Annotated in this window: 7 protein-coding genes; 2 read left to right on the top strand and 5 right to left on the bottom strand. The window is 32.7% G+C overall.

Going from position 1 to position 14,685, the window contains the following annotated elements:
- Nucleotides 1-10 precede the first annotated feature (10 nt).
- Complete coding sequence (locus HYN86_RS07255) at nt 11-3,136, bottom strand: SusC/RagA family TonB-linked outer membrane protein (protein ID WP_113677436.1); 3,126 nt, start codon at nt 3,134-3,136, stop codon at nt 11-13.
- A 517-nt stretch (nt 3,137-3,653) separates the two neighbouring features.
- On the opposite strand from HYN86_RS07255, the gene HYN86_RS21215 reads away from it, so the two are divergent.
- A complete protein-coding gene (locus HYN86_RS21215) occupies nt 3,654-3,779 on the top strand; it encodes a hypothetical protein (RefSeq protein ID WP_262512123.1) in 126 nt (41 codons plus the stop codon).
- A 467-nt stretch (nt 3,780-4,246) separates the two neighbouring features.
- On the opposite strand, the gene HYN86_RS07250 is transcribed toward HYN86_RS21215, so the two are convergent.
- The 3 genes from HYN86_RS07250 to HYN86_RS07240 are packed head-to-tail and all read right to left on the bottom strand — an operon-like array spanning nt 4,247 to nt 10,016.
- A complete protein-coding gene (locus tag HYN86_RS07250) occupies nt 4,247-5,038 on the bottom strand; it encodes a hypothetical protein (RefSeq protein WP_113677435.1) in 792 nt (263 codons plus the stop codon).
- A gap of 27 nt (nt 5,039-5,065) precedes the next feature.
- Complete coding sequence (locus HYN86_RS07245) at nt 5,066-6,772, bottom strand: RagB/SusD family nutrient uptake outer membrane protein (RefSeq protein ID WP_113679876.1); 1,707 nt, start codon at nt 6,770-6,772, stop codon at nt 5,066-5,068.
- A 16-nt stretch (nt 6,773-6,788) separates the two neighbouring features.
- On the bottom strand, nt 6,789-10,016 hold the full coding sequence (locus HYN86_RS07240) for a SusC/RagA family TonB-linked outer membrane protein (protein WP_113677434.1): 3,228 nt from the start codon (nt 10,014-10,016) through the stop codon (nt 6,789-6,791).
- A gap of 344 nt (nt 10,017-10,360) precedes the next feature.
- Between HYN86_RS07240 and HYN86_RS07235 the strand changes: the two genes are divergently transcribed.
- Nucleotides 10,361-13,243 (top strand): helix-turn-helix and ligand-binding sensor domain-containing protein, encoded by a 2,883-nt coding sequence (locus tag HYN86_RS07235; protein WP_113677433.1) that lies wholly within the window; start codon nt 10,361-10,363, stop codon nt 13,241-13,243.
- 44 nt (nt 13,244-13,287) lie between these two features.
- Here HYN86_RS07235 and HYN86_RS07230 read toward each other — a convergent pair whose 3' ends face one another.
- Nucleotides 13,288-14,574, bottom strand: a complete 1,287-nt coding sequence (locus tag HYN86_RS07230; protein ID WP_113677432.1) for a UDP-N-acetylmuramoyl-tripeptide--D-alanyl-D-alanine ligase — start codon at nt 14,572-14,574, stop codon at nt 13,288-13,290.
- Nucleotides 14,575-14,685 lie beyond the last annotated feature (111 nt).

Genomic DNA, 14,685 nt, shown 5'->3' with positions numbered 1-14,685 from the left:
ATTCTAAATTTTAAAATTGTAAATTAACCCCTAACATTACAGTTCTAGCTTGCGGATAATATCCTTTATCAATACCTAAAACTCCTCCTCCAATTTCTGGATCATAACCAGAGTATCTTGTAAATGTCAATAAATTTTCACCTGTCAAATAAAGTCTAGTTTTTGAAAGACCTGCTTTTGATACTACATCACTTGGCAAAGTATATCCAACTTGAATTGTTTTTATTCTCCAGTAATCTCCATCTTCTAAATAAAAATCTGATGGGTTTGAAAAGTTTTTATTATTATCAACTGAAGATAAAATTGGATAAGAATTAGTAGATCCTTCACCTGTCCAACGTCCTAATGCAGATGTTTGATAGTTAGCATCAGTAATATCCAGACGACGAAGACCTTGGAAAATTTTGTTTCCTATTGCTCCTTGAGTAAAAATTAATAAATCGAAGTTTTTGTAATCTAAATTTATTGTAAAACCATATGTGTATTTTGGAAGCGGACTTCCGATGAAAGTTTTATCATCGTCTGTAATTGATCCATCTCCATTAAGATCCTGCCATCTAAAATCTCCTGGTCTTGCACCTGGCTGAATTAAACCGCCCGAAGCATTCGTATAAGCGTTAATTTCTGCTTGATTTTGAAAAATACCCTGCGTTTTAAATCCGTAGAAAGAGTTATATGACTGTCCTACCTGCGTTCTTGTAACTGGTCCCATATTCTGGAACGAAGCATCTCCGGAGATAAATTGAATACCTCTTCCTAAGTTCGTAACTTCGTTTTCTAAGTATGAAATATTTCCACTTAAACCTATGTTGACCTGTCCCACTTTTTTACGGTAAGATAATTCTAAATCAATACCTTTATTGTTCATGTCTGCAATGTTTGCAGATGGTCTTCCTGGACTTCCAACGTGACCTGGTAAATCGATGTCTTGTAAAATACCAGTAGATTTTTTAATATAAAAATCAGTTGTTAAAGACAAATCATTAAAGAAGGTAATGTCAAAAGCAACGTTGGCTTGACTTGTTTCCTCCCATTTCAAATCTGGATTAGAAGGCGCATTTGGACTATTACCAATTACAACAGAACCTTGATTTCCAATTGTATAATTTCTACCTGATCCAATTGTTGGTAAGAATTTGAAATCTCCAATAGCATCACTACCTGTAATTCCGTATCCACCTCTAAACTTTAATTGTGTAACTACTTTATTTTCCGGCCAGAAATTTTCTTTTGTAGGCACCCATCCTAAAGAGAATGATGGAAAAGTTCCGTATTTGTTATTTTGACCAAAACGAGAAGAACCGTCGCGACGAACAATACCTGTAACAAGATATTTTTCTTTGTAATCATAATTCAATCTTGCAAATAATGACGTCACTTTATGCTCATAACCGTCAGAAGCAGAAGCAGTAATATCATCTGTTACAGCACCTGAATTAAAAGTAGCTTCATCAAAATTAGTTGCTGGCAAATTCTTGTAAGTAACTGTAGATCCCGAAGTAATATTATCGATATAAGCTCCTTGACCAACTAATACAGTAAAGTTATGATCGTCAATTTGTTTTGTATATGAAACCGTATTTTCGATGTTCCATCCAAAACCTCTATTTGTATTTCGTGTTAAACTATTATTTGGGTTAATAGTAGAAGAGTTAAAGTAAAATACCGGTGTAAAGCTTTCTGAACCCCAATATGCTAATTTACCTCCTAAAGTACTTCTAATTTTTAAGCCTTTAATCGCTTCTAATTCTAAGTAAGCATTTCCAACAAAATTATCAGACCATCCATAATTTCCTAATCTTGTTTGAATATAGGCAAGTGGGTTACTCATCTCTTGAGTTACTACTTGAGAAACACCATAAGGATTTCCGTTTGGATCTCTTAAAATATAATTTTGATTGTATGGATATCCACTTGCAACAGCAGGATCAGTTACGACAGCCGGCGTTGTTGGATCTAAATTGATAGCAGAACTTAGTGGTCCTCCATATTCGTTATTCGTGTTTCCAATTCCAACATTTTTTTCATGAGAATAACCTAAAGTCTGACCAAAAATTAGTCCTTTTACAATTTTATGAGTTGAATTTAAACGAATATTTTTTCTGTTATAGTTTGAAATTGGAGTTGCCACGATCCCTTCTTGATCTAATAATCCGAAAGAAACATAGAAAGTTGAAACATCATTTCCTCCCGATAAACTTAATTCGTGCCCTAATTTTTGAGCATTGTCATTAAAAATTGTTTTTTGCCAGTCTGTTCCTGTTCCATAAGAAGATGGATTTGCATATGGCAAAGTATAAGGTTTGTTCGGATCTGGAGTATAGCCGTTTGCATATCTCTCATTCATTATAGTTGCATACTCAGTAGCATTTAATAAATCCAGTTTTCTTGCTGCAGCAGAAAAACCAGTATAACCATTATAGTTAACACTCATTTTTCCAGATCTACCTTTTTTAGTAGTAATAAGAATTACCCCTGCTGCTGCTCTAGCTCCATAAATAGCCTGAGATGCTGCATCTTTAAGAACCTCCATAGAAGCAATATCAGATTGATTCAAATAACCAATACCTCCTGAATCTACAATTACACCATCAACAACCCAAAGCGGTTCATTATTTCCAAAAGAAGTAATACCTCTCACACGTATTGTAGAAGAAGAACCAGGCTGTCCGGCATTTGCTGCAATGGTAACACCAGAAACTCTACCTTGAAGAGACTGCTCCACCCTAGTGATTGGCAAATCTTCTAAATCAGATGCTTTGACACTTGAAATTGCACCAGTTACAACAGATTTCTTTTGAGTACCATATCCAACAACAACAACTTCATTTAAAGATTGTGATTCTGGTTTTAATTGAATTGAGATTTTTGTTCGTCCATTTACAGCTTCATTTACTGTAGTGTAACCTATAAATGTAATTGTCAAAGTTCCGTTTGATGGAACTTGTATTTGAAACTTCCCGTCAAAGTCAGACGCAGTAGATTTCGTAGTCCCTTTTAATAAAACTGTTGCGCCTGGAACAGGCATTCCACTTTCATCGCTTATCATTCCACTTACTGTGACATCCTGCGCCACAGCTATAACCGAGAATAACAAAGATGAAATACAAAAAACAAGTAATTTTGTTAATTTCATTTTTCTAAAAATTTTGGTTAATTAATTAGTAATTTGATGCAATAGTAAAACTAAATTTTCACATTTCGCATTTAAAAATCATTACAAAAACACATCATTTTTAAAGTTTTAATATTATAAAAACACATCAAAAAAAACATAATTATTTGATTTTTAAATATTTAATAAAATAAAAAATAGTACTAAAGAAAAGTTAATATTTGTAATAAACACTACATATGGTTAAAATGACCAAAACTGCTCTAAAAATCCCTTAAACTACAACGAGGTAGTACTCTTAAAAATATTCTAATCTCTTATTATATAAAGTTTTACAATTACTTAACATGCAGAATTTAAGAAAATCATCAAACCAAGAATATCATATTTTTACACTACTTTTTTTACATTATCAACAATAAAATTTTAAATAAGTAAAATCCTATATTTAAACTTTTAGAAATAAAATAACGTTCAAATTTTACTCAAATAAGAGATAAAATAGAAAAATTTTGACGTTAAAAATCATTTTTGGAGAATGCGAATAGTTGAGAATTTAAATTCTAAAAGAGGAAATGAATTAATTGAAAATACTTCTTATCATCAATCAATTAAAACATTTGATCTGAAAGAAAACCGTAGAAGAATAGGAGTAGTTATTTAAGTATTTAACTGCCATTTACAGCCCGAATAATTGAAGAAAAGGTTTTTTTTTTCAGGAGTTAATGGCTTCAGCATTTAGCTGGACACATATATCAGACTGAAATTCAATAAATAAAGCCTTAAAACGCTTATTTTAGGGCTTTATTTACATCTAATGTCTTCCTCTTAGATCAGAATATTCGTTAAGCAGCATTTAATTCTAAATTATCTTAAAAATCAGCTGCTTATAAAAGTAATTCGATATTAAAAACTTTATTAATAAGTAAGGGGAAAAAAATTAGTGTAGAGTATAAAAAAAATAGCCCATAATCGAAATTATGGGCTACCCAGGCAATAAACTTAACTTAAACTAACCATAGTTTAAATCTTCTAAATATTTCATTCTAACACTGAATGAAATATAAAATGTTTGAAAAATCGAAAAAGGAAATTTTTAGTCTTCCTTTTTCGAAAATAACTAACATGAAATTATTGTGGCTTATAAACAAATGTCCAGCCTGTACCAGGATCTTTTAAACTTCTTGGCACATATAATACTAATTTATCTTCGGTAAGTGTGATAATGTTATATTCATTAGCTGTATTTCCAGCTTCATAACCTAAGATTTTTGAATTTTGGATAATCAATTTTTTATTAGTAGGATCCAAAACAAAGCTTCCTTTCTCAGCTGCAGCTGCTGCAGTTTCGTAATGATTGTAATTTGCGGCACCATTTAAGTCAAAATGCATTTTTCCGCTTACATCAAGTGGAGGACAGCAATCTCCTGCATTCCACCAAGCACTCATAGCCGAATCAGGATTATCTGGAGGCGACATAAACCAGAACATCGCACCTGTACCTGCAGCTCCATCAAAAACCCATGTTTTACCTGCAACAGTATTTTCACTTACTAAATCGTACCAATCTTGATCTAGACGAGTATCTAATTTATCAATCTGTACATCAATTGTTTTGCTAAAAAACTCACCTCCTAAAGTTCCAATAAAAGTAAATGTAGATTTTCCAGGAATTGGATATACAACAGTTACTTCATTTGTTAAAGCCTTTCCTAGGTTATAATCCCAATAACCTGTTACACCCGGAGTATCCATCTTTAAGGTAATTTTATTTCCTCCAGGAGTACTGTGAGCCACCGTTAAATTAACCCCTGCAACATCTGTCGAATTTGTCAGTTGCTGCTCGTCTACAATTGGGTCACATGCCGAAAAGACAAGCACAAACGCAGCAATTAATAAATATTTTATATTATGAATTTTCATCTTTCTAATTATTAGTAGTTATTAATATTACCAACCTGGATTTTGTGTATACACTCCATTTAGCACCCTCATTTCTGTTTCCGGAATTGGAACTAAACCTTTAGTTTCTGGTCTATATTTAACGCTGTAATTAGCATCAACGCCTGAATTTCTTACTGGAATTACATCATTAAATGCACTTTCAACATCTCCCCAGCGTAGTAAATCGAACCAGTGTAGACCTTCAAAAGCAAATTCGTGCAAACGCTCATCTTTTATAGCATCTAAAGAATATCCAACAGGTCCTAATTTTGCTCTTAAACGAACTGCATTAATTCCATCTGGCGTTTGAGTAATTTCTGAGTGCATTAATAACACATCTGCAAAACGCATGAAGATGAAATCCTGTGCATGCATTAACTGCATATCAGCATTTGACCAATCGTACAATTGAACAAACATACCTACATTTGATCCTGCACCATTATCATGCTGCAATGAAGTATATTTTTTATTGAAATAACCTGTTTCATGATCTCCTTTATCTCTTGCATAACCAGCTGTTCCCTGATCTGCTCTTCCAACTTCAATAATAGAACCTCTTTTTCTTGGATCAAGATCTGACCATCCGCTATATAATTTTGGGTTAATTGTACACCATCCCCAGCCTTCACCAAATGGCACTTGTGAGTTACCACGCATCGAATTAAACAAAGCAAGTCTATTGGTATAAATATTACCATTTGTCCAGCCCCAGTCACCAAAAGAAAATCTTTGCACGAACATAGTTTCGAAGTTTCCTGTTCCAAAAGTTGGACTGACACCATCTTGACCAACCCATGACAAACCTTCTGTTGTAGCCCAAGGTAATACATTAGTTCCAGCGCTGATGTTCACATAAGAATATGCCCAAAGATTTCTAAAATCAGAAGCCAATTTATGACCACTATTATTGATACAATCATTTAAATAAGAAGCAACTTGCGTTCCAGTAATAGAACCACCATCAACAAGAGGCAGATCTGCAGTAGCTTGTTTTTCAATATTAGTCATATATCCAGTGTAAAACAAATACACACGTGCTAAATATGCCTCAGCAACCCATTTGTTTGCATGGCCGTATCTTGCTGTTGGAATACTAGTAACAGGTGTAGCAGGCATTGTCTCTATCGCCGCTTTTAAATCTGATGCTATAACTGCAAAAGTTTCTGAATAAGTTGATCTGCCTACATATCTATCAGCGTCATACGTCATAATAAGTGGTACTCCTCCAAAAAATTTAGCCAATCTGAAGTAAAAGAAAGCTCTCATAAATAAAGCTTCTCCCAATGCTTGCTTTTTAAAATTTTCAGCTTCAGCAGGAGTTTTAAAATGCTTAGAAAAATCTGCTACAGGGATTGACTCAATAATAGCATTCGCTCTTGAAATACCATTGTAAGATTGTTTCCACATATCGTGATAAGTATCTTCAACTGGATCTTCAAAATTATCTACCCATTTTGCTGTTTTATCATCAGGACCACCGCCGCCGAACATCATATTATCCATCAAATTGGCAGCCATCTGTTCTTCACTATGAATATTTGTTGTATAAATAGCATTATAAACACCTGACATTGCTTCTTCGATATCTGTTGGTGTCTTATAATAAGTGTCTAAGCCTTTTTCTCCAAGATTATCCTGATCTAGATAATCATCACAACTTGCTGCCATGAAAATTGCAGAAACTGCTATAATATATTTTAGTTTTTTCATTTCGATTGTATTAATATTAAAAATCTGCACTAAAGCCAAACATCACTGTTCTTGACTGTGGATATAATCCTAAGTCAATTCCTGAAGCCCATTGAAAGTTTGTACTGTCTCCTCCCCAACGAACATCTGGATCCATCCCATCGTATTTAGTGAAAGTGTATAAGTTATTTACTGCCACATAAAATTTAAGATTACTAATGAATTTAACATCTTTTAATACATCATTAAAGTTATAACCAACTGTTAAATTATTGATTCTTAAGTAATCTGCGTTCTGCATGTAAATATCAGATATCTCATTTGAATTTCTATTTGACACCGAACTTAAACGAGGCATTTTTGTTGAAGTTCCTTCTCCATGCCAGCGATCAAAAACATCTGAAGTGTAATTTTGTTTTGGACTGTCAGAAAATGATCTGTAAGACTGCATAACCTGCATGCCGTATTTTCCAGCCATTGTAGTGTTCAAATAAATATTTTTATATTCAAAATTTAACTGAATACCTAATTGGAAATCTGGATTTGGATCTCCTAACATTGTTTTATCTTTTTCGTCGATAATCCCATCTTGGTTTAAATCTACAAAGCGAACGTCTCCAGGGCGTTGATCTGCAAAATAAGGTTGTCCGCTTGGACCTACATATTCATTAACTTCTTGTTGGTTTTGCAAAATTCCAGCAGTTTTAAATCCGTAAAAATATCCAATTGGGTAACCAATCTGCGCTCTTGATATTTCTGAAGTTCCTTGCGATAACACGTGGCTTGGCCCATGAATTATACCATCAGCATTTGCAACCTTTGTAACTTTATTTTTATTTGCAGCCCCGCTCACAGTAAGACCATATTTAAAATCGCCTATTTTGTCTTTCCAGCTCACAGAGATTTCAAAACCTTTATTTTCAATATCTCCACCATTAATGTAAGGAGGTGCTGCTCCTGAAGTTCCTGGAGGTTTAGCTTCAACCAGCCAGTCTCTAGTTGTCTTGTTATACCAATCAAATGTGATTCCTAATTTTGAATCAAATAAACTTGCATCCAATCCAAAATCTAGCTGTTCAGATGTTTCCCAGCTAACTGCTGGGTTAGGAACCCTTGCAGGATATGCTGTTGGTCCAGAAACAGGTTTTGTATCTCCAAAAAAGTATCCAGGAAAAGCATAAGCAATTGTAGAAGAGTAAATAAAAGCAGGAATTGCCTGATTACCATTTTGTCCCCAGCTTCCTCTTAATTTTAAGAAGTTAATGGTCTTTGACGTACTAGACATAAAATCTTCTTTTGAAATTACCCAACCTGCAGATAGTGAAGGGAAATTACCGTATTTGTAACCATTTCCGAAATTTGAAGAACCATCTCGACGTATAACAGCAGAAAGAAGATATTTTTCCTTATAGTCATATTGTGCTCTAGCAAAATACGACATCAAACCTCCGCCACCAGCAGCAGAATCAAATCCAGAATTACTAATATCACCTATTGAACTAGCAGGCTTAGTATTATTTATATAAGCATATCTAGGATCTCCAGGATATAAAAGTCCATTTCTAGAGCCATTTAAATTGTTATTCACAATATTTTTAAACTGTTCAATTCCGACAACAGCGTTCAAATTATGATTGCCAAATTGTTTTTGGTAAGAAACTGTATTAGTCCATGTTGAATTAGCACCAAAATAAGAATATTGCGAAGCGCCATCAACTGCATCATTATACAATACTCCTAAATGATAAGTTGGGTTCATTGATCTGCCTTGTCCAAACCATGAATCTATACCAAAAACCGACTTAAATCTAAGATTTGAAAGTGGTTCGATCTCTACAAAAGCATTTCCTGCAATTTTATAATCTTTAGGATAATTGTAGTTACTTCTGTAAAATAACACTGCCAAAGGGTTTGTTTGAGTTGTAGATAAACCATCTAAAGAAGGTGAAAACCCAAATTCGTTTATATTTCTATCGATAGAAGGCTGCCAATAAGCTGGCTGTAACGGATTTTGAGTAATTGCATTATGCAAATCATTACCATAAATATTTCCATTCGATACACCTCTATTTTGCGAACTAGTAAAAGTTACATTCTCGCCTACAGTAATAATACTATGGCTGTCGTTCTTTTTCAAGACCATTTGAGTGTTCATTCTTGCAGTCAGCCTTTTAAATCCAGCATCTACAATATTGCCTCCAATAATACCGTCTTGATCATAATAAGAAAGTCCAAATGAATAAGTGATATCTTCGCTTCCACCTGTGATATTAAGAGCATGACTTACTACCGGTGCATCTTTTTTAGACATTTCATTAATCCAATTTGTACCTTTCCATCCATTTTGAAGGTTTTGCCAGATTTCATTACCATATTGAACACCCGCACCTGGATAATTATTTTCTAAAAAAGCATTATTTGTTAATATAGCCTGCCAGTCGTTCGGAGCAAGTCCATCATTAACACGCGCTTCATCCATAATGTACATGTATTCTTGTGCATTAAGAGGATCTACATTTTTATAAATATTTTGAATTCCATAAAAAGAATCATAGCTAATTCTAGCCGGTCTTCCTTTACGACCTTTAACGGTTGTAACCAAAACAACACCGTTTGCAGCTCTAGACCCGTAAATTGCCGCAGAAGCCGCATCTTTTAAAACATCCAAAGACTCAATATCTGAAGGGCTTAAATAATCGATATTTCCAACAGTCACACCATCGACGATATACAAAGGATCTGAATTTCCAACTGTACCCAAACCACGAATGGTAACTTTTGTACCAGCACCTGGAGCACCACTATTTCTAGTAACGCTAATTCCCGGAGCAATTCCTTGAAGGGCTTCCATTGCTGATCCAGTATTTAAATCTTGAATAGTTTCACCTTTTAAGTTGGTAGAAGCACCAGTTATTAAGGCTTTCTTTTGTGTACCATAACCGATAACAACAACTTCATTTAAACTTTGAGACACTGCTTTAAGAACCACGTTGACTTTTGTCCTTCCGTTTATTACCTCATTAGCAGTTTCAAAACCTACGAAACTAATAATCAAAGTTCCGTTTGATGGAACACTGATCTGAAATTTCCCATCAAAATCAGAAGCCGTAGCTTTATTTGTTCCTTTTACTAAAACGGATGCCCCTGGGACGGGTAATCCGCTTTCATCATTAACGATTCCCGTTACCGTAACATCCTGAGCAAATGCGATAACTGAAAACAGTAAAGACGAAATACAAAAAATAAGTAATTTTGTCAATTTCATTTTTCTAAAAATTTTGGTTAATTAATTAGTAATTTAATGCAATTATAATGTTAAATTTTAATAAAGGAGAATTAAAATTCTTTACAAAAACACTTCAAAGCAAATATTATTACACTACAAAAACACAACATTTTTTTTTTAATTAATTAATTTACTGTATTTTAGCTTTAGTAAAATTTTGTTATAAAAATGTTAATTAAAAAAAACGTATATTACATTAGTTTAACAGCAACTATAACGATGTAAATTAAAAATAATTTAAAAAAAGAGATTTAATCAGATTGAAAAATCAACAATCAAACGACATTATTACGCATTTCTAATAAAAATACATTTAAAATTTTATGAAATTCATAGTTAGAACTTTTATACTTGCATTACTATTTTTCATACAAAACATAAGTTTTTCTCAGGTAAAAAATATTGGAATCCCCGATATTAAAAACTATAAAAGATCTGAATATAAAGGAGGCACTCAAAACTGGAGTATTGACCAAGATAAAAACGGAAATATCTATTTCGCAAACAACAGCGGCTTGATTCAGTTTGACGGGTCGAACTGGCACAAATATTCATTACCAAATAAATCAGAAATTAGAAGTTTAAAAATTGATAACTCAGGAAGAATATTTGTTGGAGGAAATAACGAATTTGGATATTTTAAAATTGACGAAAAAGGAATTTTAAAATACCATTCTTTATACAACTTATTAAGTCCAATTGACAAGGAAAACATCAATTTAATCTGGAGAATTCATCTTTTTAGAGGAGAGGTAATTTTTCAATCTTTCAGCAAAGTATTTTTCTTAAAAAACGAAAAAATAACCACCTTAAACGCGCCGCATAAATTTCAATTTTCATTTTTAGTCAACAACCGTCTTTATTTTCAGGATAAAACTCTTGGTGTACTAGAATATAGAAACAGAAGATTAACGGCCGTTAAAGGCACTACAATTTTTAATGATAAGGAAATCTGGTCTCTTTTCCCGTTGCCTAATAATAGATTATTGTACGCAACTTTGGAGAAAGGTATTTTTATATCTGAAAATGGCATAATAAAACCTTGGGCAACAGAAGCAAATGATTTTATCAAAAAAAATACTTCTCTTGGTGGCTCTATTATAAAGAACAAATTTATTGTTCTTAACTCTGTCTTGGATGGCGCGATTATTTGTGATTTAAACGGAAAAATTATTCAGCATTTAAACAGACAGAAAGGTCTTCAAAATAATACGATTCTTGCCTCTTTTGTCGACAATAAAAACAATATATGGCTTGGACTTGACAATGGTATTACATTTATTAATGAAAATTCTCCATTCTCATATTTTGACTACAGTTACAATATAGGAACCGTCTATGCTTCAACAACTTTCAATGGAAATCTCTATGTTGCTACTAACCAGGGTTTATTTTACCATCCTTGGGAAAAATCTTTTAAAGATAGTCCATTTACAAGAGTCGAAGGGACAATTTCTCAAGTTTGGAATATTCAAGTTCTAAATGATGTACTTGTTTGCGCTAGTAACAGCGGTGCTTTAATTATTGAAAATAATAGAGTTTCGAAAATATTAGACACAAAAGGATATTTTGGATTCAAAAAAATCCCGAATCACGAAAACTATATTATTGGAGAAAGTTACAACGGATTTTCTGTTTTCAAGAAATCCGCAACTGGATACGACTATCTTCATCAAGTAAAAGGATTCGATGAAACTACAAACAACTTTTCTGTAGAAATCGATGAGAACTATCTATGGCTGAAGAAAAATCCGTTTCTATACCAAGTAAAACTTTCAGACGATTTGAAAAGATTCGATTTCATGAAAAAACATACTAATATTTCAGAAAAATACAAAGGCCCAATAAACAGTTTACAAAACATCAATAATAAGGTATATTTTCAAGTTAAAAATCATTTTTTCAGATATTCTGTTGAACAGGAAGCTTTCTTCGAGGATAAAAAAATCACCGCTTTATTCAAGGGAATTCCAACAATCAATACATTAATTGAAGATCCTTCTGGGAATTTATGGTATGCATTTAATGAATCTCTAGGAGTAGTAGTCAAAAATCAAAATGGAACTTTTACTAAGAAGCAAGCTATATTTTCAAATTTGACTGGAAATTTAGTAAACAATTATATATCTGTAAATGCTGTTGATCCTCAAAACATTTTTATAGGGTTGACAGATCGCTTAGCACACTACAATTCGGCGATATCGAATACATTTATGACAAAACCAAAAGCTTTTATTGAGAGCTTTTCTTTTCCTGGAGATACGATTTTGACTGGGAATATTTTTAATAAAACAGAATCTTACAGTATACCTTATAAATACAACCGTGTAAAATTTACGTTTGCTTCTCCAACATACGAAAATCAGGAAAATGTAATGTACTCTTACAAACTGGAGCCATTTGAAGAAAACTGGAGAGGATGGTCGTCGACTTCTATAAAGGAATATACCAATTTGAGAGAAGGTAATTATGTAATGAAATTAAAAGCGCGAAACAGCTACGGAATTGAGTCTAATATTACTGAAGTTGAATTTACGGTTTCTCCACCATGGTACAGACATTTCTTGGCGTATTTATTTTATTTGATTTTAATTTTATTAGGAGCTTACGTAATCTCAATTAGAATTAAATCGAAGATAAGAAAAAACAAATATTACGAAACAATCGAACAAAGAAGATTGTACTTAGAAAAAGAATCTAAGATCAGACATGAACAGCATGATCTTGAAAAAGAGATTGAAAAATTGAAAAATGATAAGCTTCAAATTAAAATCTTAGCCAAGGATAAAGAACTAGTAAACAACTCTTTACAAGTTGTAAAAAAGAATAAAGTTCTAAACGGGATTATTCATAAACTTAAAGACATCGATACCAGCATATTAGACGACAACACTAAATCCGAATTCAGTAAGCTGCATAAAAGTATTGTAAAGGAAGTTAACACAGATAAGAGCTGGAAAGACTTGGAAAAACACATTAAGAATGTGCATTTTGAGTTCCTGAAACGACTTAAAGGCCAATACCCAACCATTTCTCCAAGAGAGTTAGATTTATCGACCTATTTATTAATGAATATGTCTACTAAAGAAATAGCCGAAATCATGAATATTTCAACAGGAGGAGTTGAGCTTGCCCGTTACCGTTTGAGAAAGAAACTAGGTTTAAATAAAAAAGAAAATCTAATTGGGTTTCTAATGACTATTTAATTAAAAAATTAAGCCACCCGTTATTGGGATGGCTTTATGTCATTTTAAGAAATATAATCTAAAGTTCGCTCCAAAGCCATTCCTCTTGAACCTTTAATTAAAATAGTGTTGGAGTCAAATTTAAAGTCTTTTAAGTATACTGCTAGTGAATCAAAAGTTTCAAAAAACCTTAAATTTTCTTTCTGAATCTGATTAGCATAAAAAGACTTTCCAATTAAAAAGCATAATGCTTGATTTTGTTCTGCCAGCGAATCTACTATAACTTTATGTTCATATAAACTCTCGTTTCCTAATTCAAACATATCGCCAAGAATCATAATTTTATTACTGTTATTTAACTGAAGAAAATTAGTAATTGCTACAGCCATACTGCTGGGATTTGCATTATATGCATCTAGAATGATCTCATTTAAACCTTTCTGAATCATCTGAGACCTATTGTTCGCAGGAATATAATTTTCAATCGCAGCCTTTATATCGCTTTCTTTTACTTCAAAATATTCGGCAATAGCAACAGCTGCATTGATATTATTTGCATTGTAAAGCCCAATTAAATGTGATTCAATTACAAAATTATCATAAGTGACATTAACAAACGGATCTGCTGTTATTTCTTGAATATTTAAATCTGTATTTTCTTTTTTCACTCCAAAAGTAAAAGAGTTAATCCCTTTGGATTTCTCGATTTGAATAGGATCTTCTAAATTTACAAAGACAGTCTTTTGGTTTGCTGCAAGATATTGGTACATCTCACTCTTACCCGCAATAACACCTTCAACTCCGCCAAAACCTTCCAAATGCGCTTTTCCAAAATTAGTGATATAGCCAAAATCCGGCTGTGCTATCTGGCATAAAAATTCGATTTCTTTTTGATGGTTAGCACCCATTTCAACAATTCCAATCTCTGTCTCTTTGGTAAACGAAAGCAAAGTTAATGGAACACCAATATGATTGTTTAAGTTTCCAATTGTAGCTTTTGTTCTAAACTTTTTTGACAGCACTACCTTTATCAACTCCTTAGTCGTAGTCTTTCCATTACTTCCTGTTAGTGCAACAATTGGCAGCCCTAAATAAGCGCGATGAAATTTTGCTAATTCCTGAAGTGTTTCTAAACTATTTTCAACCAAAATAGTGCGCTCATCAATAAAATAAGATTTATTGTCAATTACAACAAACAAAGCCCCTAAATCTAAAGCTTCTTTAGCAAAAGTATTAGCGTCAAAGTTTTCTCCTTTAATTGCAAAAAACAATGAATTCTTTTCAATCTTTCTTGTATCTATAGAAAGAGAACTGCATTGCAAAAACAAGTTATGAATGTCTTGAATATTCATTTATAAGATTTTTAATAAGTCATAAAAATAGAAAAAAAACAATAAAAAAATTCCAAATTCCAGACTGAATATGCAGCTTTTGGAATTTGGAATTTTTTATACTTGAATTTC

The organism is Flavobacterium fluviale (assembly GCF_003312915.1).
Lineage (GTDB): Bacteria > Bacteroidota > Bacteroidia > Flavobacteriales > Flavobacteriaceae > Flavobacterium > Flavobacterium fluviale.
The sequence above is the reverse complement of the archived record's forward strand: the minus strand, read 5'-3'. Positions and strand labels throughout refer to the sequence as shown.

Coding starts and splice junctions, on each gene's coding strand:
- HYN86_RS07255 (WP_113677436.1), bottom strand. CDS start 3,136: ATGAAATTAACAAAATTACTTGTTTTTTGTATTTCATCTTTGTTATTC.
- HYN86_RS21215 (WP_262512123.1), top strand. CDS start 3,654: ATGCGAATAGTTGAGAATTTAAATTCTAAAAGAGGAAATGAATTAATT.
- HYN86_RS07250 (WP_113677435.1), bottom strand. CDS start 5,038: ATGAAAATTCATAATATAAAATATTTATTAATTGCTGCGTTTGTGCTT.
- HYN86_RS07245 (WP_113679876.1), bottom strand. CDS start 6,772: ATGAAAAAACTAAAATATATTATAGCAGTTTCTGCAATTTTCATGGCA.
- HYN86_RS07240 (WP_113677434.1), bottom strand. CDS start 10,016: ATGAAATTGACAAAATTACTTATTTTTTGTATTTCGTCTTTACTGTTT.
- HYN86_RS07235 (WP_113677433.1), top strand. CDS start 10,361: ATGAAATTCATAGTTAGAACTTTTATACTTGCATTACTATTTTTCATA.
- HYN86_RS07230 (WP_113677432.1), bottom strand. CDS start 14,574: ATGAATATTCAAGACATTCATAACTTGTTTTTGCAATGCAGTTCTCTT.